Origin of the sequence: Streptomyces clavifer (genome assembly GCF_036345975.1) — a bacterium.
GTDB lineage: Bacteria > Actinomycetota > Actinomycetes > Streptomycetales > Streptomycetaceae > Streptomyces > Streptomyces clavifer.
Map to the genome: position 1 here is coordinate 1,674,229 of NZ_CP107793.1, position 15,362 is coordinate 1,689,590.

At 72.4% G+C, this 15,362-nt stretch carries 17 protein-coding genes and 1 riboswitch; of the genes, 6 read left to right on the forward strand and 11 right to left on the reverse strand.

The window, feature by feature from the left end; translation table 11 throughout:
* Window positions 1-59: 59 nt before the first annotated feature.
* Complete coding sequence (locus OG927_RS07090; protein ID WP_056792722.1) at window positions 60-1,853, forward strand: glycoside hydrolase family 15 protein; 1,794 nt, start codon at window positions 60-62, stop codon at window positions 1,851-1,853.
* A gap of 4 nt (window positions 1,854-1,857) precedes the next feature.
* Window positions 1,858-2,613 (forward strand): SDR family oxidoreductase, encoded by a 756-nt coding sequence (locus tag OG927_RS07095; protein WP_056792721.1) that lies wholly within the window; start codon window positions 1,858-1,860, stop codon window positions 2,611-2,613.
* A 67-nt stretch (window positions 2,614-2,680) separates the two neighbouring features.
* Here OG927_RS07095 and amaP read toward each other — a convergent pair whose 3' ends face one another.
* The 5 genes from amaP to OG927_RS07120 are packed head-to-tail and all read right to left on the reverse strand — an operon-like array spanning window position 2,681 to window position 5,014.
* Window positions 2,681-3,259 carry an alkaline shock response membrane anchor protein AmaP gene (gene amaP / locus OG927_RS07100; protein WP_372450644.1) on the reverse strand — a complete coding sequence of 193 codons (579 nt, stop codon included), beginning with the start codon at window positions 3,257-3,259 and terminating at the stop codon, window positions 2,681-2,683.
* 5 nt (window positions 3,260-3,264) lie between these two features.
* A complete protein-coding gene (locus OG927_RS07105) occupies window positions 3,265-3,948 on the reverse strand; it encodes a DUF6286 domain-containing protein (RefSeq protein ID WP_124282707.1) in 684 nt (227 codons plus the stop codon).
* Entirely contained in the window at window positions 3,941-4,297 is a 357-nt protein-coding gene (locus OG927_RS07110) for an Asp23/Gls24 family envelope stress response protein (protein WP_056792718.1), read from the reverse strand. Before OG927_RS07110 ends, OG927_RS07105 begins: the two co-directional genes overlap by 8 nt.
* Window positions 4,294-4,485 carry a hypothetical protein gene (locus tag OG927_RS07115; RefSeq protein WP_056792717.1) on the reverse strand — a complete coding sequence of 64 codons (192 nt, stop codon included), beginning with the start codon at window positions 4,483-4,485 and terminating at the stop codon, window positions 4,294-4,296. The genes OG927_RS07110 and OG927_RS07115 overlap by 4 nt, the downstream gene beginning before the upstream one ends.
* Window positions 4,486-4,519: 34 nt before the next feature.
* Window positions 4,520-5,014, reverse strand: coding sequence for an Asp23/Gls24 family envelope stress response protein (locus tag OG927_RS07120; RefSeq protein WP_056792716.1), 495 nt, complete (start codon window positions 5,012-5,014; stop codon window positions 4,520-4,522).
* Window positions 5,015-5,107: 93 nt separating this feature from the next.
* Here OG927_RS07120 and OG927_RS07125 point away from each other — a divergent pair, with 93 nt between their 5' ends.
* Window positions 5,108-5,800, forward strand: a complete 693-nt coding sequence (locus OG927_RS07125; protein ID WP_056792715.1) for a hypothetical protein — start codon at window positions 5,108-5,110, stop codon at window positions 5,798-5,800.
* Between the two features lie 113 nt (window positions 5,801-5,913).
* Here OG927_RS07125 and OG927_RS07130 read toward each other — a convergent pair whose 3' ends face one another.
* From OG927_RS07130 to OG927_RS07140, 3 genes are all read right to left on the reverse strand, one after another.
* Window positions 5,914-6,705 (reverse strand): enoyl-CoA hydratase/isomerase family protein, encoded by a 792-nt coding sequence (locus OG927_RS07130; protein WP_056792714.1) that lies wholly within the window; start codon window positions 6,703-6,705, stop codon window positions 5,914-5,916.
* 156 nt (window positions 6,706-6,861) lie between these two features.
* Window positions 6,862-7,083, reverse strand: a complete 222-nt coding sequence (locus tag OG927_RS07135; protein WP_006123601.1) for a helix-turn-helix domain-containing protein — start codon at window positions 7,081-7,083, stop codon at window positions 6,862-6,864.
* A 357-nt stretch (window positions 7,084-7,440) separates the two neighbouring features.
* On the reverse strand, window positions 7,441-9,039 hold the full coding sequence (locus tag OG927_RS07140) for an ABC-F family ATP-binding cassette domain-containing protein (protein WP_056792713.1): 1,599 nt from the start codon (window positions 9,037-9,039) through the stop codon (window positions 7,441-7,443).
* A gap of 374 nt (window positions 9,040-9,413) precedes the next feature.
* Here OG927_RS07140 and OG927_RS07145 point away from each other — a divergent pair, with 374 nt between their 5' ends.
* Window positions 9,414-9,824, forward strand: a complete 411-nt coding sequence (locus OG927_RS07145; protein ID WP_330319858.1) for a VOC family protein — start codon at window positions 9,414-9,416, stop codon at window positions 9,822-9,824.
* A gap of 30 nt (window positions 9,825-9,854) precedes the next feature.
* Here the strand turns inward: OG927_RS07145 and OG927_RS07150 are convergent, their stop codons facing one another.
* The 3 genes from OG927_RS07150 to OG927_RS07160 form a co-directional block, all read right to left on the reverse strand.
* On the reverse strand, window positions 9,855-11,159 hold the full coding sequence (locus OG927_RS07150; RefSeq protein WP_056792711.1) for a hypothetical protein: 1,305 nt from the start codon (window positions 11,157-11,159) through the stop codon (window positions 9,855-9,857).
* Window positions 11,160-11,343: 184 nt separating this feature from the next.
* Window positions 11,344-12,474 carry an alpha/beta hydrolase gene (locus OG927_RS07155; RefSeq protein WP_056792710.1) on the reverse strand — a complete coding sequence of 377 codons (1,131 nt, stop codon included), beginning with the start codon at window positions 12,472-12,474 and terminating at the stop codon, window positions 11,344-11,346.
* A gap of 67 nt (window positions 12,475-12,541) precedes the next feature.
* A complete protein-coding gene (locus OG927_RS07160) occupies window positions 12,542-13,201 on the reverse strand; it encodes a class II aldolase/adducin family protein (RefSeq protein ID WP_056792709.1) in 660 nt (219 codons plus the stop codon).
* A gap of 279 nt (window positions 13,202-13,480) precedes the next feature.
* On the opposite strand from OG927_RS07160, the gene OG927_RS07165 reads away from it, so the two are divergent.
* Both OG927_RS07165 and OG927_RS07170 read left to right on the forward strand, forming a co-directional pair.
* Complete coding sequence (locus OG927_RS07165; RefSeq protein WP_056792708.1) at window positions 13,481-14,743, forward strand: inorganic phosphate transporter; 1,263 nt, start codon at window positions 13,481-13,483, stop codon at window positions 14,741-14,743.
* Between the two features lie 12 nt (window positions 14,744-14,755).
* Window positions 14,756-14,977, forward strand: coding sequence for a hypothetical protein (locus OG927_RS07170; protein WP_056792707.1), 222 nt, complete (start codon window positions 14,756-14,758; stop codon window positions 14,975-14,977).
* 146 nt (window positions 14,978-15,123) lie between these two features.
* Window positions 15,124-15,250: riboswitch (cobalamin riboswitch) on the forward strand.
* Window positions 15,251-15,362 lie beyond the last annotated feature (112 nt).

The window sequence follows — 15,362 nt, forward strand, 5'->3', positions numbered from 1 at the left end:
GGCGTGTTCCACCAGGTCTCGCTGCTTAACGGCGCCCTGGTTCGGGAAGACGCCTGAGCGTGACCCCACGCATCGAGGACTACGCCCTCATCGGTGATCTGCAGACCGCCGCCCTGGTCGGCAGGAACGGTTCTGTCGACTGGCTCTGCCTGCCGCGCTTCGACTCCGGAGCCTGCTTCGCGGCCCTGCTCGGCAACGAGGACAACGGCCACTGGCGCATCGCCCCCCGGGGCGCGAACGGCACGGACACCTGCACCCGGCGCGCCTACGTGGGCGACTCCCTGGTCCTGGAGACCTTCTGGGAGACCCGGACCGGGACCGTCAAGGTCATCGACTTCATGCCGCAGCGCGACAAGGCGCCCGACGTCATGCGGATCATCGAGGGCGTCAGCGGCAGCGTCGACATGAGCTCCGTCCTGCGCCTGCGCTTCGACTTCGGCTCCGTCGTGCCGTGGATGCGCCGTTCCCACGGCCACCGGGTGGCCGTCGCGGGCCCCGACTCCGTCTGGCTCCGCAGCGAGCCGCCCGTCAAGACCTGGGGCCAGCAGTTCAGCACCTGCTCCTCCTTCACGGTCGCCGCGGGCGAGAAGGTGGCGTTCGTCCTCACCTGGCACCCCTCGCACTCCCCGCGCCCGAAGCTGATCGATCCGTACAAGGCACTCGAACACACCCTTGAGGACTGGGCCGAGTGGTCGGCGAAGTGCACGTACCGGGGCAGGCACCGGGACGCGGTGCTCCGCTCCCTGATCACCCTGAAGGCACTCACCTACGCCCCCACCGGAGGCATCGTCGCGGCCCTGACCACCTCGCTGCCCGAGGAGATCGGGGGCGTACGGAACTGGGACTACCGCTACTGCTGGCTGCGGGACTCGACCCTCACACTCGGCGCCATGATCTCGGCCGGCTATCTGGAGGAGGCGGTGGCCTGGCGGGACTGGCTGCTCCGGGCCGTCGCCGGGGATCCGGCGGACCTGCAGATCATGTACGGGCTCGCGGGCGAGCGCAGACTTCCCGAGACGGAACTGCCGTGGCTGAGCGGCTACGAGCAGTCCCGGCCGGTCCGCACGGGCAACGCGGCGGTGCGTCAGCGGCAGCTCGACGTGTACGGCGAGGTCATCGACTCGCTCAGGGTGGCCCGCCAGGCCGGGCTCGGCAACAAGCCGCATGCCTGGAACCTCCAGCTCAGCCTGCTCGGCTTCCTGGAATCCACCTGGCGCGAGCCGGACGAGGGCCTGTGGGAGATCCGCGGGCAGCGCCGCCACTTCGTCCACTCCAAGATCATGGCGTGGGTCGCTGCGGACCGCGCGGTCCGCAGCCTGGAGGAGGACCCTGAACTGCCCGGCGACGCCGACCGCTGGCGGGCCATGCGGGACGCCGTGCACGCGGAGGTCTGCGAGAAGGGCTACGACCCGGTGCGCAATACCTTCACCCAGTACTACGGGTCCCAGGAGCTGGACGCCTCGACGCTGCTCATCGTGCGGACCGGCTTCCTGCCGCCGGACGACCCGCGGGTCACCGGCACCGTCGACGCGGTACGGAGCGGGCTCGCCCGCGACGGCCTGATCCGCCGCTACAGCACGGAGGGCGCGCCGGTGGACGGCCTGCCGGGCGACGAGGGGGCGTTCATCGCCTGTTCGTTCTGGCTGGTCGACGCGCTGCTGCGGACGGGCCGCGAGGACGAGGCGGAAGAGCTCTTCGAGCGGCTGCTGGAGCTGCGCAACGACGTGGGGCTGCTGGCCGAGGAGTACGACACGGTGGCCCGGCGCCAGCTCGGCAACTACCCGCAGGCGTTCAGCCACATCGGTCTGGTGAACAGCGCGGTCGACCTCGCCGGGGAGGACGCGGCAGGATAGGACCATGGATCTTGGACTGAAGGACCGCGTGTACGTCGTCACCGGTGCCACCCGCGGACTGGGCAACGCCACCGCGCACGCACTCGCCGCGGACGGCGCGAAGGTGATCATTTCCGGCCGGGACGAGAAGGCGGTCACCGCTGCCGCCGCCGAACTGGGCCCGGACGCGGTCGGCCTCGTCGCCGACAACGCCGACCCGGCGGCAGCACAGCGGCTGGTGGACACCGCGAAGGAACGCTTCGGCAGGCTGGACGGCATCCTCATCAGCGTCGGCGGCCCCGCCCCCGGGTTCGTGGCCGACAACACGGACGAGCAGTGGCGGTCGGCCTTCGAATCGGTGTTCCTCGGCGCCGTACGGCTGGCCCGGACCGCAGCCGCCGCGCTGGGCGAGGGCGGTGTCATCGGGTTCGTCCTGTCGGGCTCGGTGTACGAGCCGATCGCCGGGCTGACCGTCTCCAACGGACTGCGCCCCGGCCTCGCCGGCTTCGCGAAGTCCCTCGCCGACGAGCTGGGACCACGCGGCATCCGGGTCGTCGGCGTACTGCCGTCCCGCATCGACACCGACCGGGTGCGCGAGCTCGACGCCCTCTCGGGGGACGCGGACGCGTCCCGTGCGGCCAACGAGGCGGGCATCCCGCTGCGCCGCTACGGCACCCCGGAGGAGTTCGGGAAGACCTCGGCCTTCCTGCTCTCCCCCGCCGCGTCCTACCTGACGGGCATCATGGTTCCGGTCGACGGCGGCGCCCGGCACGGCTTCTGAGCGTCCCGCTCGACGGCGCCGCCCGGCACGGTCCGTGAGCCGGCCCGGCGCCCGCACGGGCGGGTCCTCAGCTCACCCGCTCCGCACGGTGCTTGACCGCCTTCAGCCGGACCTCGGCCGGCAGCTCGTCCAGACCCGCCGAGGTCCGCGCGTGGGCCAGGGCCTCGTCGGTGAGGCCCCGCAGCGCCTGCCGCGGGGCCGCGTGCGGCTCCATCAGCAGCCGGATCCGGGCCTGCGGGGCGGTGCGCCGGCCGGTCAGTCCGACCTTGGCCCCGGACACGCCGTCCAGGTTTCCGGCCTCGCTCCCGAGCGCGCTCTCCAGCGCCCTGCCCCGCAGCAGCGCACCTTCGCCGTCGCCGCTGTCGATCAGCACCTCGGCCAGGCGTGCACGGCGCAACTGGGCGAGGAGCCACCACAGGGCGAGGAGCACCAGGACGGCCAGGACCGCGATGACGGTGGGCCACCACCAGCCCTCGTCCCGCCACCGGTACCGGTCGGACCTGCTGAGCAGCACGTCGCCCTTGCCGTCGAAGGGCCACCAGGAGGGTACGGACAGGCCGAGCCCCGTCGCCAGGACCGCACCGCCCACGACGAGGAGAATCAGTCCTGCCAGGCCGAGCAGTACCCGGTTGACGGTGCCGATCACGCGGCTCACCCCTTCTTCGCCGGACGGCGGACGTGCACGGACAGGCCGGGCGGTTTCGCCAGCCCGAGCTCCTCGATGCCCGTTCCCAGCGCGGTGGCCAGGTCCGCCCGGACGTCGTCGAGTTCACGGAAGTGCGAGACGGCCCGCACGGTTGCCTTGCGACGTCCCGTCTTCACCCGCACGGATTGCACACCGGCCACCTCCACGGCCCGGTCGCGCAGGACCAGGGCGGCGGCGGTCCGGTCGAGTCCGGCCCGGACACCCGCGTGCTCGCGCCGCATCGGCAGCACCGCGCGGAGGCCGGGGGTGAGGGCCAGGAGGAGCAGCCAGAGGCCGATGGCCGCCGCAGCCGCGGAGCCGGCGAGCACCCACACGTCGTCGAGGTGACGGCTCGCCAGGTCGTCGGCGAGCGAGCGCCGCCACTCCATGGCCGGGTGGTCGGCCCGCACGGCCGCCACGTCGTACAGGAGGAGCCCGGCGCCGCCGAGGACCACCAGGGCCACGAGTGCGGCGGGAACGCGGCGCCCGGACCAGAAACGGCCCGCCCGGCCGCCGGGCGGCTTCACGGGACCGGGTCGGGGGGACGAGCCCGATGCGGACGCGTCCCTCGTGCGTACGTCGCCGGCCGGCGCGGGCTCGGCCGCGGGCAGGCGCTGTGTGCTGTCCCGCGGGTCGTGGGGCTCACTCACCGGATGCTCCCCTCGGTGCGGAGCCCGCTTCCGCGGGGTGCAACCGCTCGACCTGCACCGCCACTTCGGGCACCTCCATTCCCGCCAGTGCTTCCACCCGCTCTGTGACACGTCGGCGCACCGCCCGGCACTGCCGGCCGATGTCGCAGGGGTAGCCGAGCTCCAGACTGACCCTGACCCGGGCGGTGTCCCGGTGGACGGTGACCGTGGCACGTGGCGCGGCACCCGCCTTGGGCCGTTCGTCGACCGCTTCCTTCGCCGCCTGCGCGGCGATCTTCGCGACGACCCGGTCGGCGATACGGGTCTCCCCGCGCTCCGCGGCCGCGACGCGGTCCGTCACCGTGGTCACGGGCGCCGGTCGCCGCGCTCGCGACTCCGGAAGAAGTCGCCGGGTTCCAGGTCTCCGTCCAGGAACCGGCCGGCGACGAAGCCGACCGCACCCAGTGCGGCGACCAGCAGAAAGGCCCCGAAGCCGCCGAAGTATCCGGCGAAACCGAGCGCCATGCCGGCCATCAGGCCGACCACAGCCATGCTCATCGTGTGTGCTCCTCAACTGCCTCGGGTGAGAGGTCTACTGGACGCGTGCCCCGGACTCGTCCTCGTCGTCCTCCTCGTCGGGCAGCTTGACGTCGCTCACGGCGATGTTGACCTCGACGACTTCCAGCCCGGTCATGCGCTCGACCGCCGCGATGACGTTCTCGCGCACGTCGCGGGCCACCTCGCTGATCGCCACGCCGTAGTCGACGACGATCTCCAGGTCGAGGGCGGCCTGCGATTCGCCGACCTCCGCCTTGACGCCGCGGGACACGGACTTGTTGCCACCGGGAACGCGGTCGCGGACGGCCCCGAAGGTCCGGGAGATACCGCTGCCCATCGCGTGGACACCGACGACGTCCCGTGCCGCCATTCCGGCGATCTTCTCGACCACGCCGTCGGCGATGGTGGTGCGGCCGCGGGTCGCGGGGTCTCCCCCGCCGCGCTTGCTGAACTGACTCTGCCTGCCGTCGTCCCCGCCGGGCACACCGCCGGGGTTGTCGGGCCGGTTCCGCTGTGAGCTCTCCGTCATCGCCGCTCTTCCCTTCGGGGCGGGTTGAACTTCCGTGGCCCACAGTAAGTGCGCTTGCCCCGCCACGCGCCGTGGATACGGCAGGCTGGGGTGATGACGAAGGCTGACGGCCCGGACCGGGCCGAGGGATGGACCGCCGCGGTACGCCAACGGCTCGGTCTGGGCCGATTGCTCCCTTTGGGCGGTGCCGCGGACGGTGCGTGGATCGCGGAGCGGGCAGCGGCAGCGGTGCTGCGGGACGCCGCAGCGGGCTCCGGGGCGGTGCTGGGACCGCTGCGGATCGCCCCCGCCGACGCGGAAGGGGCCCCGGAGCCGGTGGTTCCCGGGCCGCCGAGCGCGCTGCCGCCGGGTCCACTGCGGATCGAGGCGGGGTTCGCCGCGACCGCGCGGCGGCCCCTGCCCGCCACCGCGGACGCGCTGCGCTCGGCACTGACGGTGGCGGCCGAGCGCCTCGGTCTGGTGGTCGACGAGGTGGATCTCCGGGTGACGGAGCTGCTGGACGAGGAGCCCGGGCGGCCCGCGCGGCCCCCGGCCGAGGTGCGTGAGGCAGTGCCGGACGGGGTCGCCGGGGCGGCGGCCGCCGGAGTGCCCGGGGTCGTCTCGCTGACGCGGGTGCTGGGCGGCCCGGTGCACATGGCCGCCGGGCATGTCCGGGTGGAGCTGGCGACGGCCGGAAGCCACCGGGCGCTCGATGTGGCCCGGGCCGTACGCGAGGCGGTGACCGGCGCGGTGGACGGCAGCCCGACGGTGGCCGTCCTGGTCACGTCCGTCGTGGACCGGGACTGACCCGTACGCGGGACGCCCGGTCCGAGCGGTGGCCGTCGGCGGTCCTGGTCACGGCCGACACGGGCCGGGCCCTGCCCCGCCCACAGGGGGGGCGGGGCAGGGCCCGCCACGGGTCAGTCCGTGACGCCCGCGAGGTCGCGCAGCCGGCGGCCCTGCGCGGCCCGCTCGGCGGTGCGCTGCTCCTCGTACGTACGGGAGACGGCACCGCTGAGCAGTGCCTTGGTCTCGACGACCGCGTCGCGCGGGGCGGCGAGCAGTGCGGCGGCCAGGTCGCGGGCCGCTCCTTCGAGCTGGTCGGCGGGGACCACGAGGTTGACGAGACCGGTGCGCTCGGCCTCCTCGGCGTGCACGTAGCGGCCGGTGGCGCAGATCTCCAGAGCGCGGGCGTAGCCCACGAGGTTCACCAGGGGGTGGGTGCCCGTGAGGTCGGGGACGAGTCCGAGGCTGGTCTCGCGCATGGCGAACTGCACGTCCTCGGCGGCGATCCGCAGATCGCACGCGAGGGCGAGCTGGAAACCGGCCCCGATCGCGTGTCCCTGGACGGCGGCGATCGACACGATGTCGTTGCGGCGCCACCAGGTGAACGCTTCCTGGTACTCGGCGATGGTCGCGTCGAGCTCCGTCTCCGGGCCGCGCGCCATGTCGATGAAGGACGGCTCACCGTCGAAGCCCTCGGGGGTGAACGCCTGCCGGTCGAGACCCGCGGAGAAGGACTGGCCCTCGCCGCGCAGCACGACGACCCGCACGGTGCCGGGCAGTGCCCGTCCGGCCTCCGCCAACGCCCGCCACAGAGCGGGAGACTGAGCGTTGCGCTTGGCCGGATTGGCGAGTGTCACCGTGGCAACCGCGTCATCGACGACGAGCCGTACGCCGTCCTTGTCGAGCACAGAGTCGAGCGAGGTCATGGGACGCCTCCGGATCGGGTGCAGTCAGCACTTACTGGCAAGTAACTGAACTGAACAGTAACCACCCGGACGACCCTGAGGCCGGCCGGGTGGCCACCCGGTGTTCCGGTGAGCCCCGGGGGCGGGCGTACGCCTGCCCCGGACCGCTGCCCGCCGTCAGGCCGAAGCGGCCTTCTTGCCCCGAGTCGCCCCGCCGCGTCCTCGCAGCGTGACCCCGGATTCACTGAGCATCCGGTGGACGAACCCGTAGGAGCGGCCGGTTTCCTCGGCCAGCGCCCGGATGCTCGCACCGGAGTCGTACTTCTTCTTCAGGTCTGCCGCGAGCTTGTCGCGCGCGGCGCCGGTTACCCGGCTGCCCTTCTTCAGAGTCTCGGCCACCCGTGCCTCCTCAAGGAAGTGCGCTCTGGACTCTCATGATCACCCCTACCGGGCTTCCTGGCCACCCATTCGGCAAGGTCCGTACGACAGGATTCGGCGCTCCGGAGCGCTTCGACACAAACGGAATCTGTCATTCGGAGGGCTCGAAGGGTCGAAACGGGCAGTCGCCCGGGAGAACCACCAGGTCAGCGCGGTACGGGAAGGAGGGCCCCGGACCCGCGCGGACGACGGGTCTCCGCCGGGCGCCGCGCCGGGGTACGAGACACGCTCACCCAGATGATGGATCACACATGGGCCGAATGATCCATACGCGGTGGATCACCCGGCGCCGGGAGGGTTCAGGACGCCGCCGCGGGATCAGGCGAGGGACACCAGGTCCCGGTAGTCCGCACCCCAGAGGTCCTCGACCCCGTCGGGCAGCAGGATGATCCGCTCCGGCTGGAGCGCCTCGACCGCGCCCTCGTCGTGGGTGACGAGGACGACGGCGCCCTTGTAGGTGCGCAGGGCCCCGAGGATCTCCTCGCGGCTGGCCGGGTCCAGGTTGTTCGTCGGCTCGTCGAGCAGGAGCACGTTGGCGGACGACACGACCAGGGTCGCCAGGGCGAGGCGGGTCTTCTCACCACCGGAGAGCACCCCGGCGGGCTTGTCGACGTCGTCCCCGGAGAACAGGAACGAACCGAGCGTCTTGCGGACCGCGACGAGGTCGAGGTCGGGTGCCGCCGAGCGCATGTTCTCCAGGACCGTGCGCTCCGGGTCGAGCGTCTCGTGCTCCTGCGCGTAGTAGCCGAGCTTGAGACCGTGACCCTGGATGATCTCGCCGGTGTCGGCCTTCTCGGCACCACCGAGGAGACGGAGCAGGGTGGTCTTGCCCGCGCCGTTGAGGCCGAGGATGACGACCCGGGAGCCCTTGTCGATGGCGAGGTCCACATCGGTGAAGATCTCGAGCGAGCCGTACGACTTGGACAGGCCCTCCGCCATCAGCGGGGTCTTGCCGCACGGGGAGGGGTCGGGGAAGCGCAGCTTGGCGACCTTGTCCGAGACGCGCACGGCCTCCAGACCCGAGAGCAGCCGGTCGGCGCGCTTGGCCATGTTCTGCGCGGCGACGGTCTTGGTCGCCTTGGCGCGCATCTTGTCGGCCTGCGCGTTGAGGGTCGCGGCCTTCTTCTCGGCGTTCTGGCGCTCACGCTTGCGGCGCTTCTCGTCGGCCTCGCGCTGCTGCTGGTAGAGCTTCCAGCCCATGTTGTAGACGTCGATCTGGGCACGGTTGGCGTCGAGGTAGAACACCTTGTTGACCACGGTCTCGACGAGCTCGACATCGTGCGAGATCACGATGAAGCCGCCGCGGTAGCTCTTGAGGTAGTCGCGCAGCCAGACGATCGAGTCGGCGTCCAGGTGGTTGGTGGGCTCGTCCAGGAGCAGGGTGTCGGCGTCCGAGAACAGGATGCGGGCGAGCTCGACACGACGGCGCTGACCACCGGAGAGCGTGTGCAGCGGCTGGCCGAGCACCCGGTCGGGCAGGCTCAGCGCGGCGGCGATGGTGGCGGCCTCGGCCTCGGCGGCGTATCCGCCCTTGGTGAGGAACTCCGTCTCCAGGCGCTCGTACCGCTTCATGGCCTTCTCACGGGTGGCGCCCTTGCCGTTCGCCATCCGCTCCTCGTTCTCCCGCATCTTGCGCAGGATCTCGTCGAGCCCGCGGGCGGAGAGGATGCGGTCGCGGGCCAGGACATCGAGGTCGCCGGTGCGCGGGTCCTGCGGGAGGTAGCCGACCTCGCCGCCACGCGTGATGGTTCCGCCGGCCGGGGTCCCCTCGCCCGCGAGGCACTTGGTGAGCGTGGTCTTGCCCGCGCCGTTGCGGCCGACCAGACCGATGCGGTCGCCCTTGGCGATACGGAAGGAGGCGGACTCGATGAGGATGCGGGCGCCGGCACGCAGCTCGATGCCGGAAGCGGTGATCACGGTAAAACTCCAGGGCGGTATGGACGGCGGAGGGACTTACGGGCTCACGACTCGACGCCGTCTAATGCACAAGGAGAATTGCCATGGGGCTCATTCTACTGGCGGTGTCCACCTGCTTTTCCGCGTGCTCCGGTCCGTCACCGCCACGGAGCGTTACGACACACAAGGGGCGCACCGCGACGAACTGGCCGATATGCGGCACAGGTCGGCGGGATAAGGCTCCCCGGCCCCAGCAGATGGCGCTGTGCGCCCGGTGCGGCTCGACGGCGCCGGCGGCCCGGACACCTCCGGACGCGCGCCTCCTGTCTCCGGTGGAACACTGAGACGCGGATCACCATGGATCCACCGGACGGGACAGGAAGAGGGTGTGCGCGATGGCCGGCACGGGCGGTGCACCGACGATCTTTCCGACACTTCTGTACGACGACGCGCGGGCGGCGATCAGCATGCTCACCGGCGCCCTGGGGTTCACCGAGGAGGCGGTGTACGAGGGCGAGGACGGCAGCGTGCTCCACGCGGAGCTGTCCTGCGGCAACGGCAGGGTGATGCTCGGTTCCAAGGGGGGCGCGGGCGTGTTCGCCGGGGTGATGGCCGGCGCGGGGCCCTCGGGGGTCTACGTGGTCGTGGACGACGTGGACGTGCTCCACGCGCGGGCGGTGGAGCACGGCGTGGAGATCCTGATGCCGCCCACCGACCAGGACTACGGCTCGCGCGACTTCATGGCACGGGACGCGGAGGGCAACGTCTGGAGCTTCGGGACGTACGCCCCGGGGGCCGCGGGCTGACCGCCTCCCCCGGAGCGCCTCGTTCCGGGACTACTCGCCGCCGGTGTGCACCTGGAAGGCCGCACGGCGCACGGCCTTGGCGAGGGCCGGGTCCGGGTGGGCCGCGGCCAGGGCCACCAGCACCTGGACGGTGCGCGGGTGCCCGATGGCTCTGACCTCGTCGAGCAGCGCGGGGACCGTGCCCTGGACGGCGGAGTCGAGGTGGCGCACCAGCAGCCCCGTCTCACCGTGGTCGGCCACGGCCGCGGCGGTGTCGACCCAGAGCCAGGTGGCTTCCTCGCGGCTGAGGACGTCCTGCGCGTCGTCCGGGTCGGCGCCCTCGTACTCGGCGAGCCAGAGCAGCGCGTACGGGCGCAGGGGCGGTTCGGTGACGACGGAGCGCACCACCGGTTCGGCGGGCGCGCCGACGACGCGCAGCGCCTCGAACGCGAGGCCGCGCAGCAGGGCGTCCTGGCCGCGGGCCACGACCAGCAGCTCGGCCACGGCGCTGCCGACGGTCCGGGCGGCGATCCAGGCCCGGTATTCGGCGCGGGCCGGCCCCGGGGTGAGCCGTGCGCAGCCGAGCAGCATGTCGGCGGCGGACTGCTCGATGTTTCCCGCCGGGCTCTGGGCCGCGACGCAGATCTGTTCCAGCTTGACCCACACCGCCCAGTTGCCCAGGGGCGTGAGGGTGGCGTGTCCGGCGCCGAGGGTGAGCGCGCCGACGGCGGCGAGGCCTTCCAGGGCCCAGTCGAGCAGCAGCGCGTTCAGGTCCGCGGGCTGCCCCGCGGCGGGGCCGGGGTCCGGCTGCGGCTGCGGCCCGTAGGGCACCTCGCAGCGCTCCTCGTGGAGTTCGGCGACGCGCTGGCCGAGGAGGTCGAGGAGTGCGGGCACGGTGACCGGCCCCGCCGAGAGCTGCAGCAGGGAGAGCACCTGGGGTACGGCCTCGACGGCCTCGGCGACCGCGCCGGCCTCTATGCCCTCGGGTGCCGCGTGGACGAGTGACCACGCGTCGAAGAGCGCCACCCAGCCGCGGAGCACGGCGGAGTCGTCACGGTCCCAGGCACGCAGCCGCCAGCCGGGGCGCGCGGTGTCGCCGTGCAGTTCGATCAGACCGGCGAGCCTGGCGCGGTCCCAGCCGGCCTGCACCTGCGCCGGGGACACGTCCAGTGCCGCGGCGGCCCGTTCGAGGGCCCGGGCGGCGAGCGGGGCGGCGCCGGGGCTCGCACCGCCTGCGGCCCAGTGGGCGATCCGCACGGCGTCGGCCAGTACGGCCCTGGCCTGACGGGCCAGTTCGGCAGGGGGCGGTGTGCCCTCGGGTGGGCGGGGGGCCGGCCTGGTGCGCCGGGTGGTCACGGCCTTGCGGGCGGTGGCAAGGGGTCGCGGGCGGACAAGTCGCAGCCTGGAGTCGCGCGGGGTACGGGACGTCACGGGAGCAGTCTTGCCTCTGACGGCCCGAAAGCCCAAACGGAAGCCGGATCGAGGGCGTGCGGGAGGGCCTCCGGCCCGGTCACCAACTGGGCCGTTCCATCCCATCACCTCACATCAGGGGCGTGAGGAAGCGCCTGAGGGCCTCTTCGTAACCGGCCGGATCGGCATTCCACATCGCCGCATGCGGAGCCCGGGGCACGGAGTGCAGTGTGACCAGGTCGGGGCGGCGCGCGGCGAGTTCCCGGGACGGCTGCCAGGGGGCCAGGGTGTCGTCCGGTCCGTGGAAGATCAGGGTCGGGGCGTGCAGCGCCGTCGGCAGGGAGGTGTCGAGGAGGGGTGCGCCGTGCAGCCCTGTCCGCCCCTGGGCGGCGCGGACCGCGAGGGGCAGCAGTGCGGCGGGGACGCCTCGGGCGGTGGCCAGGGCGCGCAGGGTGGTCACCCAGTCCATGACCGGTGAGTCCAGGACGAGCCCGCTGACGCGGTCCCTGAGGGCGGAGTTGACGGCGGCGTGCAGGGCCATGGCGGCGCCGGAGGACCAGCCGTGGACGATGACGTTCTCCGCCCCGTAGCGCACGGCGTAGCGGATGGCCGCGTCGAGGTCGCGCCATTCGGACTCGCCGAGGTGGCTGAGCCCGTCCGGGGAGCGGGGAGCCCCTTCGTCACCGCGGTAGGCCAGGTCGAGCACGGGGAACTGCTGGTCGTGCAGGAATCCCAGCACGTTCAGGGGGTGTTCCCGGGTGGTGCCGAGGCCGTGCACGGTGATCACCCAGGTGTCGCGGGCACCGGGCACGAACCAGGCGGGCAGGAAGCCCAGCTCGCCCGGGATCTCGACCTCCTTGTGGGCCAGGCCGAGGGCGCCGAGCGGGTCTCCGGTGTGGAGCTCCGGAGTCATGCGGACCTTGGCCCCCCGCTGCAGGCTGCCGCGGTTCACGCGCTCCAGACTCCGCAGGACGGTGTCGGCGGAGCCCTCCGGCGCGGTACCGGTGACCGGGCCGACGACGGCGTGGACGCCGCGGCCGGCCAGCCCGTACGTGCCGGGGCGCAGCGCGGCGAAGGAGCGGGTCAGGGCGATCTGCCCGGCCCCCGCGGCGTGCACGGTGAGTCTGCGGTCCCCGGGCAGGGGGCGGGGCGACGGGGCCCCGAGGGCGGCGTCGCTGGCGTACCGGCCGGCCGCGACCGCTGCCGCTCCGGCGCCGAGGATCGTGGTGACGGCTGCTGCCGTCGCTGTTGCCGGGCGCACGGCTCCAGTGTCCTGGGCGGGGGCCCCGACTGCCAGCGGGGCGGGGCCGTCCGGTGCGGGCCCGGTGTCAGCCGGGCTGGCCGTAGTCCTCCAGGGCGTCCTGGACGTCGCGCAGCTGGGCCGGGGTGAGCAGCGACGGACTGTGGCCCGGCACGGAGCTCGCGGTGAGCCAGAGTCTGCACATCCATTCGAGCTGGGCGGTGCGGTCGTAGGCCTCGTCGAGGGTGTCCCCGTAGGTGACGGTCCCGTGGTTCCGCAGGAGGCAGCCGGTTCGGTCGCGCAGGGCGGCGAGCATGTGGCCGGCGAGCTCCGGCGTCCCGTAGCGCGCGTAGGGGGCGGTGCGGACCGGCCCCCCGAGCATGGCGGCGGCGTAGTGCACCAGCGGCACCTCGGAGACGAGCGTGGAGACCGCCGTGGCGTGCACCGCGTGCGTGTGGACGACCGCCGCGGCGCGGGTGCTGCCGTAGACGGCCAGGTGGAGGGGGAGTTCGCTGGTCGGGACGAGTTCACCGAGCACCTGGCGCCCTTCGAGGTCGACGCCGACCGCGTCCCCCGGGCCCAGCCGGTCGTAGGGCACCCCGCTGGGGGTGACCAGGACGGTCCCGCCGACCCGTGCCGACACGTTGCCCGACGTGCCGACGACCAGCCCTTCCGCGGCCGTCCTGCGGGCCGTCGCGACGACCCCGTCCCACGCGTGTGCGATCGCGTCCCGATCCTGGCGGCTCATGCGGAGATCCTAGGCCGACCGGGTCGTTCCGGCCGGGGGCACCGTGGGACGTGACCGAAGTCTCTTCAATGGTGCAAATGCGACAGTTCCCGCGGGTGCCGGGGCCGACCGCAGGCCAGTACCCACAGCGCCGCGACGGGTTCCGGCAACCCCTCGCGCACACAAGCGGAATGCCCGTACGCGCTTGGAGTCACCACAACGCCCTGCCCAGTTCATCTTCCGTTCACCCAGGTTGCTTACGTTCCTACAGCCACTGACGTCGAACGATTGCCTGGGTAAATGGAACACATCACGCTGCTGCTTGCGATTGTGGTCGTGACAGCTCTCGTGTTCGATTTCACGAACGGTTTCCACGACACCGCCAACGCGATGGCCACCACCATCTCGACCGGCGCTCTCAAGCCAAAGACAGCGGTGGCCATGTCCGCCGTTCTCAACCTCGTCGGCGCGTTCCTGTCGGTGGAGGTCGCCAAGACGATCTCCGGCGGGATCATCAATGAGAACGGCCTCAGAACCGAGGTCATCTTCGCGGCGCTCGTCGGCGCCATCCTGTGGAATCTCCTGACCTGGCTGGTGGGCCTGCCCTCCAGCTCGTCCCACGCACTCTTCGGCGGCCTCATCGGCGCCGCGGTGATGTCGGCCGGCTGGTCCTCGATCAACGGCGGCACCGTCGTCACCAAGGTGCTGCTGCCCGCGATCGCCGCCCCCCTCGTCGCCGGTCTGGCCGCTCTGCTGGCCACGAAGCTGACGTACCGCATCAACCGGAAGATCACCGACGAGGCGCAGCTGAAGTCGACCGCCAAGGGGTACCGGGCGGGCCAGATCGCCTCGGCCGGTCTCGTCTCCCTCGCCCACGGCACCAACGACGCGCAGAAGACGATGGGCATCATCACCCTGGCCCTGGTCACCGGCGGCGTCCTCGCCCCCGGTTCCAACCCGCCGGTCTGGGTCATCGCCTCCGCCGGTATCGCCATCGCGCTGGGCACGTACCTCGGCGGCTGGCGCATCATCCGCACCATGGGCAGCGGCCTCACCGACCTCAGGCCGCCGCAGGGCTTCGCCGCCCAGACCAGTGCGGCCACGGTCATCCTGGCCTCCTCGCACCTCGGCTTCTCCCTCTCCACCACCCAGTCCTGCTCCGGTGCGGTGATGGGTGCGGGCCTCGGGCGCAAGGGCGGCGTGGTCCGCTGGTCCACGGCCACCCGCATGTTCGTCGCGTGGGGTCTGACCCTGCCGGCCGCCGGTCTGATCGGCGCGGGCTCGGAGTTCCTCACCAAGCAGGGACCCTGGGGCGTCGGCGTGGTCGCCGTGCTCCTCGTGGCGGGCTCCGCCGCCATCTGGTTGCTGTCGCGCCGCAAGCCGGTTGACCACACCAACGTCAACGCGCCGGACGACGAGCCCGCGGGCGTCGTCACCACCGCCATGGCGGCCGTCAGCCCTCCGCCCATCGGCTCCGCCGTCCCGGACCTCAAGACCACCATCCCGGCCCCGGCCCCCACGGCCGGGACCCCGGGCGACCCGGCCCGACCGGCCACGGTGTAAGGACAGATCCGTATGAACATCGACTGGGCAGCTCTCGCCTCCGTCTTCGGCGTCAGCCTCGTGGTCACCATCGCACTGGTCGGCCTCTTCACCCTCGGCATCATCGGCCTCGCCAAGCAGGTGCCGACGGCGCAGGGCGGCGGTCCCTCCGTGCTTGCACGCTCCGGCGCATACGCCTGCTTCGGGCTCTGCGCGGCGGCGGTGGCGTACGGGATCTATCTGATCGTCGTCTGACGGCAGCCACGCACATCGGGCCGGACACACAGCCGTGTGTCCGGCCCGATGTGCGTCTGCGCACACTGAAGCCTCGCAGGTCAACGGCAGGTTGACGGGCGTTCGCGGTGCGTGGTGGACTGCCGGAGCCATTTACGGCGACAGGAGAGGAAGCCGGTGCGAATCCGGCGCGGTCCCGCCACTGTCACCGGGGAGCAGCCCCTCAGGAAGTCACGGTCCGCCACCGCGGACCGGAAGCCCGGGGGAACTGCGGATCCGGAAGCCAGGAGACTCTCGTCGCCGTCACGTCGAACCAGGGCGCGGACCCTGAGTGAGGACATCTGCCATGCCTGGCTGCCGTACGTCGGTCCCTGTGCCACCCGTGACGAAGGTCCCTCGAGGCGCG

Excerpts from the sequence above, each read along its gene's own strand:
- OG927_RS07095 (WP_056792721.1), top strand. The coding sequence starts at position 1,858 with ATGGATCTTGGACTGAAGGACCGCGTGTACGTCGTCACCGGTGCCACC.
- OG927_RS07115 (WP_056792717.1), bottom strand. The coding sequence starts at position 4,485 with ATGAGCATGGCTGTGGTCGGCCTGATGGCCGGCATGGCGCTCGGTTTC.
- OG927_RS07120 (WP_056792716.1), bottom strand. The coding sequence starts at position 5,014 with ATGACGGAGAGCTCACAGCGGAACCGGCCCGACAACCCCGGCGGTGTG.
- OG927_RS07125 (WP_056792715.1), top strand. The coding sequence starts at position 5,108 with ATGACGAAGGCTGACGGCCCGGACCGGGCCGAGGGATGGACCGCCGCG.
- OG927_RS07130 (WP_056792714.1), bottom strand. The coding sequence starts at position 6,705 with ATGACCTCGCTCGACTCTGTGCTCGACAAGGACGGCGTACGGCTCGTC.
- OG927_RS07145 (WP_330319858.1), top strand. The coding sequence starts at position 9,414 with ATGGCCGGCACGGGCGGTGCACCGACGATCTTTCCGACACTTCTGTAC.
- OG927_RS07160 (WP_056792709.1), bottom strand. The coding sequence starts at position 13,201 with ATGAGCCGCCAGGATCGGGACGCGATCGCACACGCGTGGGACGGGGTC.
- OG927_RS07165 (WP_056792708.1), top strand. The coding sequence starts at position 13,481 with ATGGAACACATCACGCTGCTGCTTGCGATTGTGGTCGTGACAGCTCTC.
- OG927_RS07170 (WP_056792707.1), top strand. The coding sequence starts at position 14,756 with ATGAACATCGACTGGGCAGCTCTCGCCTCCGTCTTCGGCGTCAGCCTC.